Source organism: Pusillimonas sp. ANT_WB101 (genome assembly GCF_008369125.1).
In the GTDB taxonomy this organism is placed as follows: Bacteria; Pseudomonadota; Gammaproteobacteria; order Burkholderiales; family Burkholderiaceae_B; genus Allopusillimonas.
Window position 1 is genome coordinate 400,642 of sequence record NZ_VOAY01000001.1, and the last position, 17,688, is coordinate 418,329.

The 17,688-nt window shown below is 56.2% G+C and carries 29 protein-coding genes; 27 read left to right on the forward strand and 2 right to left on the reverse strand.

Translation table 11 applies throughout. The features are described 5' to 3' along the window. Window positions 1–58: 58 nt before the first annotated feature. Complete coding sequence (locus tag FQ179_RS01935) at window positions 59–268, reverse strand: hypothetical protein (RefSeq protein ID WP_149395575.1); 210 nt, start codon at window positions 266–268, stop codon at window positions 59–61. Window positions 269–336: 68 nt separating this feature from the next. Here FQ179_RS01935 and FQ179_RS01940 point away from each other — a divergent pair, with 68 nt between their 5' ends. The 11 genes from FQ179_RS01940 to FQ179_RS01985 are packed head-to-tail and all read left to right on the forward strand — an operon-like array spanning window position 337 to window position 4,926. Next, entirely contained in the window at window positions 337–855 is a 519-nt protein-coding gene (locus tag FQ179_RS01940) for a hypothetical protein (protein WP_149395576.1), read from the forward strand. Further along, entirely contained in the window at window positions 855–1,313 is a 459-nt protein-coding gene (locus FQ179_RS01945) for a DUF1367 family protein (RefSeq protein ID WP_149395577.1), read from the forward strand. Before FQ179_RS01940 ends, FQ179_RS01945 begins: the two co-directional genes overlap by 1 nt. 14 nt (window positions 1,314–1,327) lie before the next feature. Next, on the forward strand, window positions 1,328–1,816 hold the full coding sequence (locus tag FQ179_RS01950; RefSeq protein WP_149395578.1) for a hypothetical protein: 489 nt from the start codon (window positions 1,328–1,330) through the stop codon (window positions 1,814–1,816). Window positions 1,817–1,833: 17 nt separating this feature from the next. Continuing rightward, on the forward strand, window positions 1,834–2,580 hold the full coding sequence (locus FQ179_RS01955) for a helix-turn-helix domain-containing protein (protein ID WP_255474796.1): 747 nt from the start codon (window positions 1,834–1,836) through the stop codon (window positions 2,578–2,580). Continuing rightward, complete coding sequence (locus tag FQ179_RS01960) at window positions 2,567–3,247, forward strand: ATP-binding protein (RefSeq protein WP_255474797.1); 681 nt, start codon at window positions 2,567–2,569, stop codon at window positions 3,245–3,247. Before FQ179_RS01955 ends, FQ179_RS01960 begins: the two co-directional genes overlap by 14 nt. Then, the gene (locus FQ179_RS01965) at window positions 3,244–3,423 is read left to right on the forward strand and encodes a hypothetical protein (protein WP_149395581.1); all 180 of its coding nucleotides are present in this window, start codon (window positions 3,244–3,246) and stop codon (window positions 3,421–3,423) included. The genes FQ179_RS01960 and FQ179_RS01965 overlap by 4 nt, the downstream gene beginning before the upstream one ends. Then, window positions 3,420–3,746, forward strand: a complete 327-nt coding sequence (locus FQ179_RS01970; RefSeq protein WP_149395582.1) for a DUF1064 domain-containing protein — start codon at window positions 3,420–3,422, stop codon at window positions 3,744–3,746. Before FQ179_RS01965 ends, FQ179_RS01970 begins: the two co-directional genes overlap by 4 nt. Continuing rightward, window positions 3,743–3,982: a hypothetical protein gene (locus FQ179_RS01975; protein WP_149395583.1), complete on the forward strand. Its 240-nt coding sequence runs from the start codon at window positions 3,743–3,745 to the stop codon at window positions 3,980–3,982. The genes FQ179_RS01970 and FQ179_RS01975 overlap by 4 nt, the downstream gene beginning before the upstream one ends. After that, entirely contained in the window at window positions 3,979–4,314 is a 336-nt protein-coding gene (locus tag FQ179_RS01980; protein ID WP_149395584.1) for a hypothetical protein, read from the forward strand. Before FQ179_RS01975 ends, FQ179_RS01980 begins: the two co-directional genes overlap by 4 nt. Continuing rightward, window positions 4,311–4,439, forward strand: a complete 129-nt coding sequence (locus tag FQ179_RS22545) for a hypothetical protein (RefSeq protein WP_255474798.1) — start codon at window positions 4,311–4,313, stop codon at window positions 4,437–4,439. The genes FQ179_RS01980 and FQ179_RS22545 overlap by 4 nt, the downstream gene beginning before the upstream one ends. Window positions 4,440–4,458: 19 nt before the next feature. After that, window positions 4,459–4,926 (forward strand): hypothetical protein, encoded by a 468-nt coding sequence (locus FQ179_RS01985; RefSeq protein WP_255474799.1) that lies wholly within the window; start codon window positions 4,459–4,461, stop codon window positions 4,924–4,926. 388 nt (window positions 4,927–5,314) lie between these two features. Here the strand turns inward: FQ179_RS01985 and FQ179_RS01995 are convergent, their stop codons facing one another. Next, window positions 5,315–5,653, reverse strand: a complete 339-nt coding sequence (locus tag FQ179_RS01995) for a hypothetical protein (protein WP_149395586.1) — start codon at window positions 5,651–5,653, stop codon at window positions 5,315–5,317. Window positions 5,654–6,053: 400 nt separating this feature from the next. Between FQ179_RS01995 and FQ179_RS02000 the strand changes: the two genes are divergently transcribed. The 16 genes from FQ179_RS02000 to FQ179_RS02075 all read left to right on the forward strand — a co-directional run bounded on the left by FQ179_RS02000 (window position 6,054) and on the right by FQ179_RS02075 (window position 17,662). Further along, a complete protein-coding gene (locus tag FQ179_RS02000) occupies window positions 6,054–6,620 on the forward strand; it encodes a terminase small subunit (protein WP_149395587.1) in 567 nt (188 codons plus the stop codon). After that, on the forward strand, window positions 6,607–8,085 hold the full coding sequence (locus FQ179_RS02005) for a DNA-packaging protein (RefSeq protein WP_149395588.1): 1,479 nt from the start codon (window positions 6,607–6,609) through the stop codon (window positions 8,083–8,085). Before FQ179_RS02000 ends, FQ179_RS02005 begins: the two co-directional genes overlap by 14 nt. Next, window positions 8,086–8,310 carry an aldehyde dehydrogenase gene (locus FQ179_RS02010; RefSeq protein WP_149395589.1) on the forward strand — a complete coding sequence of 75 codons (225 nt, stop codon included), beginning with the start codon at window positions 8,086–8,088 and terminating at the stop codon, window positions 8,308–8,310. Beyond that, window positions 8,307–9,665: an anti-CBASS protein Acb1 family protein gene (locus FQ179_RS02015; protein ID WP_149395590.1), complete on the forward strand. Its 1,359-nt coding sequence runs from the start codon at window positions 8,307–8,309 to the stop codon at window positions 9,663–9,665. Before FQ179_RS02010 ends, FQ179_RS02015 begins: the two co-directional genes overlap by 4 nt. Next, window positions 9,649–10,575, forward strand: a complete 927-nt coding sequence (locus tag FQ179_RS02020; protein WP_149395591.1) for a phage minor head protein — start codon at window positions 9,649–9,651, stop codon at window positions 10,573–10,575. The genes FQ179_RS02015 and FQ179_RS02020 overlap by 17 nt, the downstream gene beginning before the upstream one ends. Before the next feature lies 1 nt (window position 10,576). After that, window positions 10,577–11,887, forward strand: coding sequence for a hypothetical protein (locus FQ179_RS02025; protein WP_149395592.1), 1,311 nt, complete (start codon window positions 10,577–10,579; stop codon window positions 11,885–11,887). Between the two features lie 2 nt (window positions 11,888–11,889). Next, window positions 11,890–12,579, forward strand: coding sequence for a hypothetical protein (locus FQ179_RS22400; RefSeq protein WP_223146179.1), 690 nt, complete (start codon window positions 11,890–11,892; stop codon window positions 12,577–12,579). A 10-nt stretch (window positions 12,580–12,589) separates the two neighbouring features. Next, the gene (locus tag FQ179_RS02035; RefSeq protein ID WP_149395593.1) at window positions 12,590–13,675 is read left to right on the forward strand and encodes a major capsid protein; all 1,086 of its coding nucleotides are present in this window, start codon (window positions 12,590–12,592) and stop codon (window positions 13,673–13,675) included. A 10-nt stretch (window positions 13,676–13,685) separates the two neighbouring features. Next, on the forward strand, window positions 13,686–14,096 hold the full coding sequence (locus FQ179_RS22205; RefSeq protein ID WP_188074483.1) for a hypothetical protein: 411 nt from the start codon (window positions 13,686–13,688) through the stop codon (window positions 14,094–14,096). A gap of 161 nt (window positions 14,097–14,257) precedes the next feature. Further along, entirely contained in the window at window positions 14,258–14,785 is a 528-nt protein-coding gene (locus FQ179_RS02045; protein ID WP_149395594.1) for a Rha family transcriptional regulator, read from the forward strand. A gap of 34 nt (window positions 14,786–14,819) precedes the next feature. Next, a complete protein-coding gene (locus tag FQ179_RS02050) occupies window positions 14,820–15,227 on the forward strand; it encodes a hypothetical protein (RefSeq protein ID WP_149395595.1) in 408 nt (135 codons plus the stop codon). Next, the gene (locus FQ179_RS02055) at window positions 15,224–15,562 is read left to right on the forward strand and encodes a hypothetical protein (RefSeq protein WP_149395596.1); all 339 of its coding nucleotides are present in this window, start codon (window positions 15,224–15,226) and stop codon (window positions 15,560–15,562) included. The genes FQ179_RS02050 and FQ179_RS02055 overlap by 4 nt, the downstream gene beginning before the upstream one ends. Further along, window positions 15,563–15,958, forward strand: a complete 396-nt coding sequence (locus FQ179_RS02060) for a hypothetical protein (RefSeq protein WP_149395597.1) — start codon at window positions 15,563–15,565, stop codon at window positions 15,956–15,958. Beyond that, complete coding sequence (locus tag FQ179_RS02065) at window positions 15,948–16,328, forward strand: hypothetical protein (RefSeq protein ID WP_149395598.1); 381 nt, start codon at window positions 15,948–15,950, stop codon at window positions 16,326–16,328. The genes FQ179_RS02060 and FQ179_RS02065 overlap by 11 nt, the downstream gene beginning before the upstream one ends. Before the next feature lie 45 nt (window positions 16,329–16,373). Continuing rightward, window positions 16,374–17,108: an Ig-like domain-containing protein gene (locus tag FQ179_RS02070; protein WP_149395599.1), complete on the forward strand. Its 735-nt coding sequence runs from the start codon at window positions 16,374–16,376 to the stop codon at window positions 17,106–17,108. Between the two features lie 86 nt (window positions 17,109–17,194). Then, entirely contained in the window at window positions 17,195–17,662 is a 468-nt protein-coding gene (locus FQ179_RS02075) for a hypothetical protein (protein WP_149395600.1), read from the forward strand. Window positions 17,663–17,688: the final 26 nt, after the last annotated feature.

Here is a 17,688-nt window from a genome sequence, read left to right on the forward strand (position 1 = left end):
AAACCGTCAGTGTCCATTTGTACTAAGCCCTTCTGATGCTGTGGATATGGACAGTAGGTCAGTGCACCGTAACCGCGCCCGCATCCCCAGCGCCGCCAAGGTGGTTAAACACCAGGCGCAGGTACACGCACTCAATGTGATCGTCAGTCGGATCGGCAAACGCCTGATAGACCAGATCGGCGGCCTGATCAAACAGGGCGTCTCGCGTTGTCTCGGCCAGCAGGTCGACGGGCAGCGGGGTAGTGGGGTGGGTTTTTATTTTGTTCATGACGCCACTGTATTCGCTGGCGCGCAAACACGAAACGCTGAACGCAGCGGCATTTCAAGGCACATCACATGACCTGCAGATACACCAACACCGATTGGCTTGACGTTTTGTACAACTGCGTTCGCCGCACCTCTGGCGGCGTTGTTGATGCAGCCCGGTTCTTAACTGAGCGTCGCGGCAAGAATCTTCACCCTGAAAGCTTGCGCGCCAAGCTGCGCAGCCATGACGATGCAATCAGTGTCGAAATGGCGTTGCTGCTTAAAGAATGGATGGAAGAAAAAGCTGGTGGCTCCGATTACTCGGGCGATTGGCTTCAGGCCCTGGTCGCTCAAGAGGGTTTGCATGTGGATTACGTTCCGCCCGCACCTGTAGGCGGCTGGAAGAATGAGGCGGCAGCGCTGCAATCAAAGTTTCTGGACATCAGCATGTCTATCGGGCAGATCGCTGGCGTCACAGCAGAGACCGTCGCTGACGGCGTAATTTCGCAAGCGGAAGCCGACAAGCTGGTGCCCTTGCTGCGTGATGCTCGCGTCATTCTGCATCGCATGGAGCGTAACGCGCTGCGTGCGGCGGGGGAGGGGCAGTAATGGAGCTGCTTCTTATCAAAACACCGCAAGGCGCGTTTATCCCATTTGACGACGACCAGGCAGAGGCATGCAAGCGCTTCAAGGTTGGTGCGACGATCAAGGCCAACGTGTCGGCAATGCGCAACTACCAATTTCACAAGAAATTCTTTTCTATGCTGGACGTCGGGTTTGATGCGTGGGAGCCACCAGAGGCTGAGCATCGCGGCCTGCCAGTCCAGAAGAACAAAGAGCGGTTCCGCAAAGACTGCATCATTGCCGCTGGCTTCTATGAGCCGGTAGCAAATATTAATGGCGACGTTCGCGCCGAAGCCAAAAGCATCAGCTTTGCCCGCATGGACGATATTGAGTTCGAGCGTGTTTATTCAGCAGTGGCGGACGTGATATTGCAGCGAGTTCTGCGCAACTACACCCGCGCTGATCTGGATGCGGTGGTTGATCGCATGATGGGGTATTTGTAATGCGGCGTACACCCATGACCAGAAGGACGCCGCTGCAGACGGTTAAGCCTATGAGCCGACAGGGCGCGAAGAAGAGCCCGGGCCTTGCTCAGCGCGTCGCCACGGCTCTCGGCACAGCCTTGCAGCACCAGCGTAGCGAGTCGTCAGTATTTCGCAGCAAGGCGCACCGACAAAACGTCGCGGCTTTGGCGTGCGTCTGCTGTGGGCTGGAAAAGCACAGCCAGGCCGCGCACCTGAACTTGCTGGCCCTTGGCAAGGGCATGGGGCTCAAGACCTCTGACGCGCTCACCATTCCGCTGTGCTGCACCCGCATTGGCGCCATAGGCTGCCACGTTCGGCTGGATAGCTCGGGCCAATACGACAAAGCGACATCAGAAGGCCTGCAGATCGGCTGGCTGCAAAAGACCCGCACCCGGCTAATGGTCTTGGGCCGATGGCCTGCCGACGCTGAGGCGGACGTGGTGCGCCTGGTCGGCGCTTATCTAGCAAGGAGGGCGGCGTGAGCATTAAGGTCATGTCAATGGTGTTTGATCGTTATCACGCGGGCGGCGGCGAAATGCTGCTTGCGTTGGCTATTGCTGACCACTCGAACGATCAGGGCGGAGACATCTTTCCGTCGATCAAGATGTTGGCTGAAAAGACCCGGCAATCTGAACGCACTGTTCAGTATCAACTGCGAAGAATGGAAGAGTCTGGCTGGTTGATTCTGGTTAATTCTGGAAATGGCGGCAGGAATCAGCGTCGTGAATACATTATTTCGCCTGATTGGATGAAGGGTGCAAATATTGCGCCCCTAGAAAAGGGTGCAATCCACGACACAAAGGGTGCAACTGACGACACTAAAGGGTGCAATCCACAACAAGAAAGGGTGCAGCCCGTTGCACCCGCATATAACCGTCATAGAACCATCAAGGAACCGTCATATAACCATCAAGCATGCGAGACGCCTCAGTTGTCCGTTGGGTTTGACGATTTCTGGAATGCCTACCCGAATACATCTCGACGTGTAGCGAAATCAAAATGCCGCGACTTGTGGAAAGCCAAAAAGCTTGACGCAGTAGCGGATGAGATTTTGAGCCACGTTAAGACCTTGGCAGCCACTAAGCAGTGGCTTGATGGCTATGAGCCTGCGCCACTTACCTACCTCAATCAAAAGCGCTGGGAGGATGGCGTTCCGGTCAATCCTGCCGCCACTGGAGCATCAAAACATGCAAACTTTGGGAAACAGGATTACCGAGCTGGGGTTGCCGCAGATGGCTCATTCTGACACGCACGTCGACGGAGCTAAGGCGATTCAGGACGCAATCGGTGCAGCACAGCGCGAGGCTGCGGCAGGGCGAACAGACGCCTATGCCAAGCAGGTGTTCAGTCGCGCAGCAATCCCCCCAAGGTTTGCTGATAGACGCTTGGCAACCTTCGAGCCACATTGCGCCGGCGCAGAGCTGGCCCTGAGACAAGCCCAGAACTATGCCGACAAATTCACGGAAGTGCTAAAGCTGGGCCAAAGCCTGATCTTTGTAGGCGACGTGGGCTCTGGGAAGACGCACTTGGCCAGCGGTATCGCTCATTCAATCATGGGGCAAGGCTACACGGCGTTGTTCTCTTCGGTGATCGCCGCCGTGCGCAGCGTCAAGGAAACCTACCGAAAGGACAGCAATATTACCGAGTCAGCGGCGATTCTCCGGCTGATTGAGCCGGATCTTCTGGTTCTCGACGAAGTTGGCCTTCAGTTTGGCACTGACGCGGAGAAGCTGATCTTGTTCGAGATTATCAACGGCCGGTATGAGCACATGCGCCCGTCGATCCTGATCAGCAATCTCGCCATGAAAAGCCTGGACGAATACCTGGGCGCCCGAGTTGTTGACCGGCTGCGAGAGGGTGGCGGCAAGCAAATCATTTTTGACTGGGAAAGCTACCGAAGGAAGATCACATGACGTCAGCGCAAACAGAGCAGCATCGACGCGAGTGTGAGGCCCGTTTCATCCTGGGCCTGCCATTCCATGAGCGTGAGCCACGCCTAGCGTTAGTGGCAAAGCGACGCGGCGAACCTGGTCGTAAATATCTTGAGGTGGAAATTCACAGGCAACACAAAGCGAGGCGGGCGGCATGAGCAAGTACGGCAACAAGAAAACCGTAATTGATGGCATCGAGTTTGACAGTCGCAAAGAGGCCAAGCGCTACAGCGAGCTAAAGCTGCTGGAGAGGGCTGGCCAGATCGACACGCTGAGCTTGCAGCCAAAGTTCGAGCTGATACCCAAGCAGCGCAACGCAGACGGCAAGGCAATTCGACCATGGGCATACGTCGGCGATTTCATGTACCGGGAAAACGGGAAATTCATTGTTGAGGACGTCAAGGGCATGAAGACACGCGAGTACATCGCCAAGAGCAAAGCCATGTTGCATTTTCACGGCATCACAGTGAGGGAGATATGAAACACAGCCATTACCATCGCGACGTATCACACTTAAAAACGATCGATATTTACCGTATCTTCCAGCTGTATGACGTAACAGACCCTTGTGCGCAACACGCCATCAAAAAGCTAATGTGTGCCGGCGAGCGTGGGGTCAAAACCGAAGAGCAGGATATACGCGAGGCACACGATACGCTGGCCAGGCGCTTGCAGATGTCTGCCGAAGACGACACGGCGCTGGAGGGGGCGGAGTGACCGACAAGCAAATGAAAGCCGCTGCGATTCGTCAGCTTCGCAGACAGGGCAAAGTGATCGCAAGCGAGGCCACGATGGTAACGATTGCGTCAATGATCCTGGGCAAGCAGCCTAATAACGCGCCGTCGCTGGTTATACGTAACTGGCTGGCAGCCAATCCAGAAGCGCCCAACAAAGTGCGGCCAGCTGCTGCGATAAAGACAAATGGAAAGCGCGAGGACTACAAGTGGGAGCCTACGCGCATGAATGAGATTAACGCTGGCCAGCCTCCAATGATGACGCCATGCGGCACCGGCAATGATCGTGAGCTTTCAAAGGGGTTACTCCGATGACCTACACGCAAGGCCTTGTTATCGCAGGCGTCGTGCTTCTTGCGCCGCACTTAAGTAATCGCACCGCGTCAGTGCTGGGCGTGATTCTTGTGGCCGCCCTGGCTGCGCAGTGGGTGTATGCGTGAAAGGCATGGATATGCGCAAATGGAGAAGGACGCAGAGCAGGAAATCTCGCGACGCCGTGTCATCGATGGAAAAGCTATTCAGCCTAATGCGTCGGGATTACGAGCGATTCATCAGGAGCGGCAGCCGGTGAGCAAGAGAATGGATGCAGACGACCTGATTTGGAACTGGGCCCGCTGGAACTGGTCAGGCGAGACGGTAGGTAATATGGCGCCGTACATCTCATGGGAGGATGACCCCAGGCCCATCAACCACGATCACGCCCTGGCTGTCGACGCGCTGCATAAAGCGTTGCCGCATCACGAGAGCATGGTGATTACAGCCGAATACCCGCAAAAGAACGCACGCTTCGGTGGGCTGCATGCCAGAGCCAGGGCCGAAGCTGCGCGGCGCTGGATAGGCTGCGTGACTGGGGTGTGGCTGAGCGAGCAGGAATACGCGTTGTATCTGGGTTTTTTTAGAAATGAAGTTGGGAGGCGGTTGCTGTGAAGTATGCGCATGAGGTTTTGGAATTACTGGCACCTTATCCTGGCCGGCAGTTCAGGATGGCAGAGATAGTCCGGTATGTAGATCCCGGCGCCAAAGGTGTCTCGCGTCAACGGGTGCATAAGGGTGTCCTGCGTGTTTTGAAGGCGCTGGAAGAAAACGATCATATCGAAATTCAACCCGCCGCAGATTCGGGAGGGTTTGCGCGGTATTCATGGAAAGCGAGACATCAAGTGATTGCGAACCGGGACAGAAACCACGACAATATTGGCAGGACGCTTGCGTCTTGAGTTTTCGAAGCCTCGCCATGTGCGGGGCTTTTTGCTTTTACACGTCTGGCGATTGCGACCAGCCTGAAGCGGCGCGACTAATTTATCGCAAGATATACGCGCTAATCGTCTGGATGGGATCCTTCTCTGTCAATATGGCCTGTCTTCGACTCTTCGTGACAGGCTAATGCCAAGCTCAAATTCTCGATGATGACGTTCCACGTTAGGCTTAACAGAAACTCATGCCATTCATCCGGGGCCAGGCAATGAAGCTTGCCGCCCACTTTCCAAACCACTGCGACCGGCGTATTTGCTAGGCCTGATTTTGTCGCTGATTTCTGAATTCGTTTCAGGGCATCGTTGCGCTGCCATGGCGGCCTGGCTTCGAAGCTGCAATCTAGCGGCACGACGATGATCTTTCGGCCTTGATGGCTAAAGATGGCTATTCTGGTTTTATACATACGGCCTCCTTCGGTGAGGTGCCGGCGCTGGATACTTCAAGCTACTACTATCTCTTAAACCGGTCAATCACGGGTTTGGCCTAGGCTATTCGTTGTCTACCTTTCGGGCCCTGCTGTCTCACGATGGCGGGGCCGTCCGTTTTTGCTGGCCCATGACACCATTCTCGCTCTTAACCAAGATTAACTATCGCACTGTCAAGAAATTAAAACGTGGCAATTATTTGACACAACTGTGACATAGCATCCTTCCATATAAGAGCGAACAGGCTAAAAATAATATGATCGGATTCATTATCGGGGTGGTCGTGGGGATGGGAATTGCTGAAGTGGCATGCCAGTATGTGGCTGACTTTAGTCTGGCTCGTGCTGTGTGGGATGCTTTTAAACAATAGGGATTTATATGGCGCTGACAAACAAGCAGCGCCGTTTCGTGGAAGAGTATCTTGTTGACCTCAACGCCACGCAAGCGGCGATAAGGGCTGGGTACTCTAAGAAGACCGCCGGGCAGATAGGCGACGAGAACCTTAAAAAACCTCAAATCGCCAAAGCTGTGCAGGAAGCGCAGGCTAATCGATCAAATCGCGTACAGGTTGATGCTGATTATGTGCTTGCCCGGCTGGTCGAGATCGACCGCATGGACGTGCTTGATATCCTGACCGACAGCATGAGCCTAAAGCCTGTTAGCGAATGGCCGAAGGTTTGGCGGCAGTATCTATCCGGATTTGACCTGTCAGAGATATTCGAAGGAACAGGCGATCAAAGAGAAATGGTCGGCATCCTGAAAAAGATCAAGTGGCCAGACAAGGTGAAGAATCTGGAGCTTTTGGGCAAGCATGTCAGTGTCCAGGCATTCCGAGATCAGGTCGGCCACGGAAGCCCCAATGGTGGCCCTATTGAGGTAGCCACATTAACCAAGGACGAATACAAGCAGGCACGAAAAGAGATGCTGGCCAATGACGACTGCTGACCAAAGAGCCTACGCCCGTAAGATTGAGTGCGAAGAATCAGGGTTGTATTTCGCCCGGTACTTTTTCAAACAGCGCATGGGCGCCAAGATGATCGTGGCCCCGCATCACCGGGTCATACAGGAAACGCTGCAGCGCGTCGTTGATGGCGAGATTACACGTCTGATCGTCAATGTTCCGCCCGGATACACAAAGACCGAGCTTGCCACTATCAATATGATTGGGCGCGGCCTGGCGCTGAATAATCGCGCCCGGTTCATGCACTTGTCGTACTCGCATAACCTGGCGCTGCTGAACTCCAGCACATCGCGGGGGATTGTGAAATCATCGTCGTACCAGTCCATGTGGCCCATGACGCTACGCGATGATGCGGATAGTAAGGCTATGTGGTGGACGGAACAGGGCGGCGGGGTTTATGCGTCATCCGCAGCAGGGCAGGTTACAGGCTTTCGGGCCGGGCACATGGAGCCGGGCTGGCAAGGCTGCTTGATTCTGGATGATCCGGTTAAGCCTGATGACGCCCATAGCGAGACGGTGCGCGATGGAGTCAACGACCGTTTCAACGAGACGATTAAAAGCCGCCTAGCGTTGGAAACGACGCCCATGATCGTCATCATGCAGCGGATCCATTACAAAGACCTGAGCGGCTATTTGTTGCGCGGCGGGTCTGGCGAGCAGTGGCATCACCTGTGCCTGCCAGTCATTATCGACAGCAACGAGCAATACCCAGCAGAAAATACGCACGGCATTCATATCCCTCACGGTTTGCCTGATGGCTGGCTCTGGCCGGTAAAGCACAACGAGATACATAGGACTGCGCTTTTCTCGCATAGGCGTACGGCAGAGGCGCAGTACATGCAGCGCCCGCGCCGATTCAATGCGGAGGGTGCGCTGTGGACTGAATCGCTTATTGCTGCGGCCCGTGCGCTGGTTATTCGACATGAGCGTGTGCGTACTGTGGTCGCGATAGACCCAGCAACAACTAGCTCGGACGAAAGCGACGAAACCGGCATTGTTGCAGCGTCGTCGTACGGCGCAGGCGATGCTAAGCAGTATTCGGTCGATGGCGATTACAGCGGCAGGTATAGCCCTGCTGGGTGGGCCAAAAAGGCGATGGATGCCTACAGCCAACACGAGGCTGACGCAATTGTGATCGAAACGAACCAGGGCGGCGATATGGCAGAGGCCACGCTTAAAAATGCCGGATTCAAGGGTCGCGTTATCCGGGTGCATGCCAGCAAGGGAAAGTTTGCTCGGGCTGAGCCGATATCCGCACTTTATGAGCAGGGGCGCGTTTCTCACAAAGGCAATTTATACGTACTGGAAAACCAGTCGATGGAATACGTGCCAGCAACCGCTAAAAAGTCGCCAGACCGCCTTGACGCCATGGTGTACGCACTCACTGAGCTGGGCGGCGCACAACCAATGGGAATGATGATCCCCAAACGTCTCTTACAGAACAGATAAATGTCCATATTCAAGGTATTCGCTCGTGACGGCTCGATCACGCTGGTGATCCGTGCGCGTTGCATTTCCTGTGCGCGTCAGCTGGCAGCCGAGCGATCACCTGCCGCTGAGTTTGCGCTGTGGGTGAACAAAGAGTTGTCTGGCGTTGAGTGGATGCCCAGCCCGGAGGCCGCTGGCTATCTGAGCGACGGTAAGACCGGCATTATTGAACGGGTGCACGCATGAGCGATAACCTACAGCTTGCGGTCAATGCGGCCCTGAAGGCCAATGCATCCATCAATGACGCCCGCATGGCACGCGTCCGCGAGGGGTTGCTGGGCCACGGGCTGGACGATAAGCGCAAGTGTTCCGCATGGGCCGAATACGGCTTTCCTCAAACCGTCACGTACGAAATGCTGGTGGGCCTGTACCGGCGCGGCGGCTTGGCCCATGGCGCGGTCAATAAGATCGTTGGCGCCTGCTGGAGCACAAACCCTTGGATCATTGAAGGGGATAAGCAGGACGACAGCAAGAAGGAAAACACCCGAGAAAAGAAGTTCACGCAAGTCCTGACCGCTCGCATATGGCGATCATTCGCAGAGGCCGATAAACGCCGCTTAGTGGGCCGATACTCGGGCCTGCTGCTGCACATCAACGATAACAAGGCATGGAATCAGCCGGCGACCAAGGGCAAGAGCCTGGTTAAGGCCACGCCAGCTTGGGCGGGAGCACTTAAGCCCACAAGATTTGATACGGACGAAAAATCGCAGACCTACGGCCAGCCGACTGAGTGGCAGTATTCCGAAGTGGCGGCAGGCTCTGGTGTTGCGGGTCGTCGCGTCAAGATTCACCCTGATCGCGTATTCATTCTGGGCGACTATGCGCCTGACACCATAGGGTTTCTTGAGCCCGCGTATAACGCGTTTGTGAGCCTGGAGAAAGTCGAGGGTGGTAGCGGCGAGTCGTTCTTAAAGAACGCAGCCCGGCAGGTGTCGGTCAACTTCGACAAAGAAATCGACTTCGCAAGCCTTGCCGCGCTCTATAACGTCAGGATTGACGAGCTTCAAGAAAAGTTCAACGAAGCCGCGCTCGAAATGAATCGCGGCAACGATCAGATGCTGATCACGCAGGGCGCGACGGTGGCGCCGCTGGTGTCAGCTGTCTCTGACCCGGGACCAACGTACAACGTAAACCTGCAGACCGCAGTAGCCGCGCTGGACATGCCTAGCCGCATCTTGGTCGGCAACCAGTCCGGGGAGCGATCCAGCACTGAGGATAACCGGTATTTCAATGGCCGCTGCCAGTCTCGGCGCAACGGTGATCTGTCGTTCGACGCCGAGGACTTGGTCGATCACCTGATCCGCATCGGCGTGGTTGATCCTGCAGGCGAAAAAACGGTCATGTGGGATGACCTGAACGAGCAGACTTCCACCGAGCGTCTGGATTCAGCCAAAAAAATGAGCGAAGTTAACCAGGTTGCCATTGCTACCGGTGAGCTTGTTTTTGATCGTGACGAGATTCGCACAGCAGCCGGGTTTGATCCGATTGATGGCGAGCCGTCGGGCGAAGATGATGAGGATGAGGATGGCGAGGAAACCTAGCCCGCCGATTCTGCCGGGGAACTGGGCCGATCCTACTGGCATAGACCGCCTTGAGCGTGGCGCAATCCGGGAGCTTGCAAGACGTGTACGCAAGATCGGCAGAGCATACAAGGCGGCGCTTGAGCGTATCCCTGTCGAACCCACCGTGAACCGCAAGTACGTGTTTGCGCTTGATTCGTTCCTGTTGCGTTCGATCTTGGATGGGCTGGACGCGGTAGTTGACGCAATCCTGCTGGAGGGCGGCGAGGATCGTCTGTGGTTTCTGCGCCAGTACGTCGAGGTGGCCACAGTGCGCGGCACCGCCCAAGAGTTCGCCAACCTATCTCAGCAAAGCCCCGCTTACAAGGCAGGGCGCGAGTCACTGCAGGAAATACTCAGAAGCGCCCCGTACCGTAGGCGCATGGCGTTAACCCAGGCTCGCACGTTCGAGGAAATGAAGGGCTTGGCTGCCAAGGTTAAGGCCAGCATGAACCGGGTGTTAACCGAGGGCATAGGCCGGGGCCAGAACCCGCGAGAGATTGCGCGAAACCTGACCAGTCAGGCCGGGATTGAAGCCAAGCGCGCCCGCCTGATTGCAAGAACAGAAGTGCCCATGGCGTTGCGACAGGCCAGGTGGGATGAGTCCGAGGATGCGCAAGACGCGTTCGGCCTGGTCATGAAGGAAATGCACCTGTCTGCGCTGAGTTCGACCACCAGGGTCAGCCACGCCGCGAGGCATGCCAAATTATTTACGGTCGACGAAGTGCGCGAGTGGTACAGCCAGGACGGGAACCTTTTTAATTGCAAATGCAGTCAGGTCAGCGTCATGGTCGATGACAACGGCAAGCCCATCGTGCCGGCCATCGTTGAGCGAGCCAAGCAGGCCAAACAGAAAATGGAAGAGCGCGGCTACGGCTGGGCGAAGGATTGATATGAGCAAAATACGTTTGCATGTGAATCGTGCCGACAGTGCTAGCGGCCAGATTCAGGTCAACATCACCACGCAGGTCAATGCATCCAAAATTCGCAAGGCCGTGCACAACGGGCGAGAGCATTGGATTCTGCCAAGCTACACGCTGCCGGCCAATGTGATCATGAATAATGGCTTGTACCCGGCATCAGAGATTGACGCCCATTACGCAGGCCTTGAGGGCACGTTGGCCCCGCTCGGGCACCCTACGGTCGACGGGCAGTTTGTATCGGCCTTTTCCCCCGAGGGCATCAATGCCGCTCACGTAGGCGCGTTCAACCGTAACGTCAAAAAGTCCGGCAATCGCATCTACGTCGAAAAGTGGGTAGACGTGGAAGTCGCCAAACTCACCGACGGCGGGCGCGAGCTGCTGGAGCGGGTCGAGGCGCTGGAAAAGGGCGAAGATGTGCCACCCATCCATACTAGCGTGGCTGTGTTCCTTGAGCAAATGGAAGCCAACGAGCAGCAGCAAGCAGCTGGCGCTCAGTGGGTCGCCAAGATTCACGGCATGGACCACGACGCCATCCTGTTAAACGAAGTAGGCGCAGCAACCCCTGAGCAGGGCGTGGGCCTGATGGTCAACGCAGACGCGGCAACGCCCTTGAAAGCCAACGCAGGCGTACTGGCTGGCGAATCATTCCGCGAACGTGAGCAGCGTATAGACCGTGCTGCCCGCGAGCGTTTCGCGCCTGGCCCTGACGATTACGCATGGGTGGCCGACTTTACTAGCGAGCAGGCCATCATTGTGCGCAACGGTGGATCCGCTGAGGTCTACGGCTACTCCATCGAAAACGGCAAGGTCACGTTCACCGACACCGGCTCACCTGTTGAGCGCCAGGAGTCGTGGGTGGCCACCGTCACTAATTCATTCAAACGTTTTTTTACCCATCAGGCCCGGCCTGATAAAACCATGGAGGGCGATATGCCTCTTACCACTGAAGAAAAGGCCGGTCTCGTTACTGATATCGGCGCGGCTGTCGCTGCAAATATTGCAGAGCAGATAAAGCCCTTGCAGGATGCTGTAACTGATCTGCAAGCCAATCACAAAGCGCTTTCCGAGTCACTCACGGCGAACCAGAAGGCTGAGGAAGCCGAAAAGCGCAAGGCTGTCGCCGCTAAGCATGGCGATGTCGTGGCTAACGCGCTGTCTGGCGATGCGTTGGACGTGATGTTTAAGAGCCTGGGCGAAGCTGCACCCCTGGGCACCAACGCCGCTCAGGATAGTGCCGAAGATGGCGCACCTGATCCCGCCACCTATTTTGGAGGTAAGTAATCATGCCAACCCGCTATCGCCGCATTAATATTGACGGCAAGTCGCTGTATAAAACAGAGACCCGGCTTGCTGCCGTAGACCTTCGTCCCGGCACCTTTGCCATCATCGACAATGACAACAAGTTCGCCCTCGCCGCCTCTGGCGCTGTCGGTCGACTGTACGTAATCGATGTTGCTTACCACGAAGGCCTGACGATTACCGATGTTGTGCCTGCCGGCCATTCAGCCATCGGCAACTACGTCGAAGAAGGCCGTGAGTTTGCAGTTTACGTCGCTGCAGGCACCTACAAAAAAGATGACCCCATCTATGTAGGCGCCAATGGCCAAGCAGCACCATCGGGCACGAACATTATCGGATTCAGTCAGGACGATGTCGTTCTTGGCGCCGACGATTACATTCGAATCCGTTGCCGCACGCTTGGCACTGCCCCGGCCATTGCATCGGTAACCATCGATCAGGACGCGCAAACTCTGGATATCTCCGAAGGCGAAACGCTCACGCTGACCGCGGCTGTTGCGCCTGCCGAGGCATCCAGTGCAGTTACGTGGACTTCGGGCACGCCAGCGAACCTCACCATTGACGCTGCCACGGGCCTGGTTACCCCGCTTCTTGTGGGTAGCTCAGTCATGACCGCAACCAGCGTGGCTGACGGAAGCAAGACCGACACCGTCACCATCACCGCTCAGGCATAAGGAGCCGAACATGTTTTTTACACCTGAAACGCTGGCTGCGAATAGCCGACTGCGTGGGCACTGGGCCGAGCTCTGGGCCAACCGCAACATTCACAATCGCCAACAAGCGGCCATGGTCGAGGCTAACCGTGCCGCGATGACGCCGGAAATGCTTGCCGCTAATGCAGTGGGCGGCTTTGGTCGAGACTTCTGGGCTGAGCTGGACCGTCAGGTCATCCAGATGCGCGATCAAGAGACTGGCATGGAGATCGTCAACGACCTGATGGGCGTTCAGACGGTGCTGTCAATCGGCAAAACCGCCAAGCTCTATAACATGGTTGGTGATATCGCCGAAGATGTGTCGGTGAGCATCGATGGACAGGCGCCATATTCGTTCGACCATACCGAGTACAGCTCGGACGGCGACCCGATCCCAGTGTTCACTGCTGGTTACGGCGTGAACTGGCGCCACGCAGCCGGCCTGAATACGGTTGGCATTGATCTGGTGCTTGACTCGCAATCCGCGAAGATGCGCAAGTTCAGCAAGCGCCTGGTGTCCTATATCTTGAACGGCGATGCGTCGATTCAAGTGCAGAACTACCCCGCGCAAGGCCTGAAGAACCACCGTAATACCATCAAGGTCGATCTCGCATCTGGCGGCGCAAATATCGATCTAACCACGGCGACTCAAGCTGACATTGCCACGTTCTTCACTTCTGGAGCATTTGGCCAAGCTGCTCGCGACAACTTCGTGGAGGCTTACGATGTGATGTGGGTTTCGCCCCAAATCATGGCCAACCTGATGAAGCCCGCAACGGTCAGCATCGGCGGCGACACTATCCTGTCTGGCGGCACGGTTCTGAGCGTCATCCAGGGCTTTGTACCTGCTCGCTCCATTCGCCAATCCTTCGCACTGTCCGGCAATGAGTTTATTGCCTACCAGCGCCGCCAGGACGTGGTGTCGCCTTTGGTTGGCATGGCAACGGGCGTTGTTCCACTGCCTCGCCTCATGCCTCAGGCCAACCACAACTTTCAGATCATGGCCGCAATCGGCCTGCAGATCAAGAAGGATGGCGCGGACAAATCGGGCGTGATCTACGGCGCAGACCTAACCTAAGGAGGGTGATATGGCGAAATACCAGGTAACCCGCCCATGGCATGGCGTGAAAATGGGCCAGATTGTGGATCTGAAACAGGTCCACCCTGCGCTGCGTGCGAACGTCATGCTTGTAGGCGAGGGCGTTTCTGATAAAGATCAGGCGTCCAGCATCATCGCCCAGGCACAAGCCTCCGCCGAGACACTTCGAAAGGACACTGAAATGGAATTGTCGAAGCAAATCGAAGCCGCTATTGATGGTGCTCGCGGAGAGGCCAAGGCCATTGTCGAAGCGGCAACGGCAGAAGCTCAGCGAATAGTGGATGACGCTAATAAGCGAGCGGCTGAGATTGTGCCGATGGTCGAGGGGAAGGGGCCAGAGCTCACGCCAGCAACCCCGGACGCCACGACCGATAAGGTCAAAGCAACCAAAGCCAAGTAACGCCACCTCTCGGTGGTTTTTTTACGGCCCTGCATTCGTGTGGGGCCGTTTGCATTCTAAGCATCCTTAAATCGGAAGATGCCGAGCCAGCGATGGTGGTCGAGCTTTGAAAGGTCCGGGGCTGTCCTTTTTGGGCGGCCTTTTTCTTTTCGGGGATTGATATGAAAAACGTACCGGTTCTTAATTTTCAAGACTTCATTGCCGCTGATGGTGATTCACTCACGACAACGTCGCAGCAGATCGCGGCTGTGTTTGGCAGGCGTCATGATGATTTGCTTAAACGCATTCGCGCTCTTTCGGCGAGCTTGCCTGATGACCGTCTCGGATATTTTGCGGAGTCGGTTGAAATGCGGTCAAACCCAAGTGGTGGAGCAATGATCCCATCAGCGGCTTATACGATTACGCGGGATGGGTTCACTTTGCTTGCGATGGGGTTTACTGGAAAGAAGGCGCTTGCATTTAAGCTTGCGTACATCGATGCATTCAATGCCATGGCTGCCTACAGCAAAAACCAGCACGAGGGCCTGCGGTACCGCTACATGCAGAAAGAGCTTGAGTGCAAGGATAGTGAGCAGCGTGGCAGCTTTCATGGTCGAGGCCTAAATCAGCGAAAGCAAGAAAAACCAGTGCTTGAGGCTGAGCTTGCCGAACTGATAGCCCTAGCGCAGCCGGCCCTTCCATTTCATTGACCCGCTTCGGCGGGTTTTTTAATGAGCCAAACCTATGACAATCACCGTCGAGCAGGCGACCGAGTATCTGGCCTCTGTTGGCGTATCGTTGCCTGACTTTATTCTTTCGGCCATCGTTGACCAAGCCAATTCCGTACAAGCCTGCCTAGACGAACACTACACGCCGGGTGTTGCGCTGCTCATCCAGTGCTATCTGCTGGGTTTGATGGGCTTGAGCCAAGGCGACCGCTATGTAAGTAGCCAGACAGCCCCGTCCGGCGCGTCTCAGTCGTTCCGATACCAGTCGTTCGCTGACCGCTGGCGTGGCCTCATGGGCCTCTTGCGCGGGCTGGATACGTTCGGCTGTGCTGCTGCGCTGATCCCGCAAGACCCGACGACTGTCGCCCATGGTGGCATCTGGATCGGCAAGGGCGGAAACTTCGCGTGCGGGGGTGGGCGTTGAGCAAGATTGCGGCCTGGTCGTACAAAAACACCGCCAAAGTTCGCCCGTTCGTGTCGCGTGATGACTGGAACGGCACGACGAACTATGGTACCGAGTACGAAATTGCGTGCAACTGGACGGCCAATGGTGAGCAAGTGCGCGAAATGGGCGGCAAGGCCGGCGCAGGGGGCGCTGAGTTTGTCTCAAAGCACATCATCTATACCGAAGACGCGAGGCCGAAATACCTTGACCTGATTATGTTTGACGGGTCGGATGGCTGGGAAGAAATTCGGGCCGTGATGGCCTGGGATATGGCGATGTTTAACGACACACCCGACTACAAGCTGGCGACCTAAATGCCTGTACGCGGAATAGATCAAGTCAAGCGCAATATCAAACGCGCCTTTGAGGATATTGAGCGCACCAAGACCAATACTGCTGTCTACGCTGTCCTGTCACAAGGCGGGGCAATGGCAGCAACGATGATTCCCGTCGATACGTCTACGCTTATCAATAGTCATTTTGTGGATATTCAGGCGAGTGCAGGAAAGACCGTAGGCGTCACCGGCTACACAGCCGGGTATGCCTCTGCGGTGCATGAGGCCTCCGGCGTACTGGCTGGACAGCCACGCATGAACGGCAACGGTCAGTATTGGGATCCATCCGGCGAACCAAAATTCCTAACCAAGGGCTTCGAACAAATACAAGCATCGATCCCTGCCATATTAAAGGCTGCATACCGTGTTAGATGATGTCAAGGCATGGATCCAGGCGATTATCGGCTCGGGGTATGCATATTCGATGGGCATGTGGGTCGATAACGCCTCAAACAGCGCGTCGAAAATATGCAGCATCCAGGCTGGTGGCGGATCACCGCCTGTCGTCGACACCCGGCATCAGCGCATTCGTGTGGTGCTTCTGGGTGGGCGAGAGCAAACACCAGGCGGCGCGTCGGACAAAGCCACGATCATGACCGATGCAAACGCTCTGGTGCGCGCCACGCTAAATGGCCCGGTGCCGTGCGGTACCGCCACCATCAACACCATATCCGAGCCAATAGGCCCAGGCTACACAACCGAATCTCGCCCATGGGTCGAGGTTTCCTTTGAAATTCTGTTTTAACCACCGGCAGGCCGACTGCCAAAACCACCTGATAGGAGGCCTGTAATGGCTAATTGCATCCCAGCGAACTACGTCGGTAAAGACGTGGTTCTTGAATACTTTATCGACTGCGGCAACGACACGCCGCAAGAGGGCGACTGGAACCTGCTTGGCTCCATGCGCACCAAGGGCTTTGATGGCGGATGGGACACCGACGACGCGACTGATGACGCGACCAAAGGCTATCTGTCCGAGTCTGTCGCAACAGGCCAGACCTTTTCCGTGTCGGGCGATGGCACTTGCAAGCGCGGGCCAGAGTCTGCCGCATTGTCCGAACTGACAAAGCACTTTTTCAATCCCATCGCTACGGGTGGCCAGCCCCTGGTGTGGATGCGCCTCACGTACCCAGACCTGACATTCACCGTCTTGACGCTGCTTACCTCGCTGGGCCGTACGGGCGAGAGTCGCGGGGGCGTGACGTTCAGCCTGGAAGCGTCCGGCACCGCATCGACGCAAGGTGTGATTGTCGAGGATACGCCAGCCGAAGTTCCCGTTACCAGCGTCACTATGTCAGCGTCTACGCTTGCCATCAGCACATCGGAGATTCTGGCGCTGACCGCTACTGTGGCCCCCGGTGGCGCACCGCAAGGCGCGGTGTGGAAGTCCAGCGCACCATCCAAAGCCACGGTTGACCAGAACGGCCACGTTGTCGGGGTTGCGACGGGCACAGCCAATATCACGGCGACCAGCACATCAGATCCTTTGATGTCCGATACCTGCGTAGTGACTGTCAGCGCTTAGCGGCGCGAGGCCGGACGCCTTTAGTGGCGCCGGCCTCCACACTGAGTGGGGTATAGTTTCCGTAATAATTATTTACGGAGGGTGGCATGGAGCCAGAGAAGGGGCAGTACGGGCTTTGGTACGCAGGGACTGTTGGGTTTGCAACCAAAGATGAAGCGCAGGCCTATATTGACCGAGGGATGAAGCACAACGACTACTCACAAGAAGCCGAGCGTGCTTTGCCAAAGCCTCAAAAATCTGACTCTATAGCGGGATACCCGAAAGGCGAATGGATTGCAGCGATAGTTGTCGGCCTGGCCATTTTGGGCGGGGGCTATTGGTTTATGTATGGATCGGAAAGCAAAACGCACCGGGTTGGACGCGAATTCGTCTCAATGGATCAGTGCTTGGAATTCATTGCTAATGACACTGGGGATCAGCTCAATGTTATTTCAGACGAGCTGGGTGACGTGTCTGGAAAAACGGTGCTCGATGGGCTTTTCTTCCGATGCGAGGCGCGCACCACAGGAACAAGAGGGTTGGTTCTTGAGGGGAGATGGGACCGCTTGAAATAGAAGCCAGCAACAAAGCCGCCCCGAGC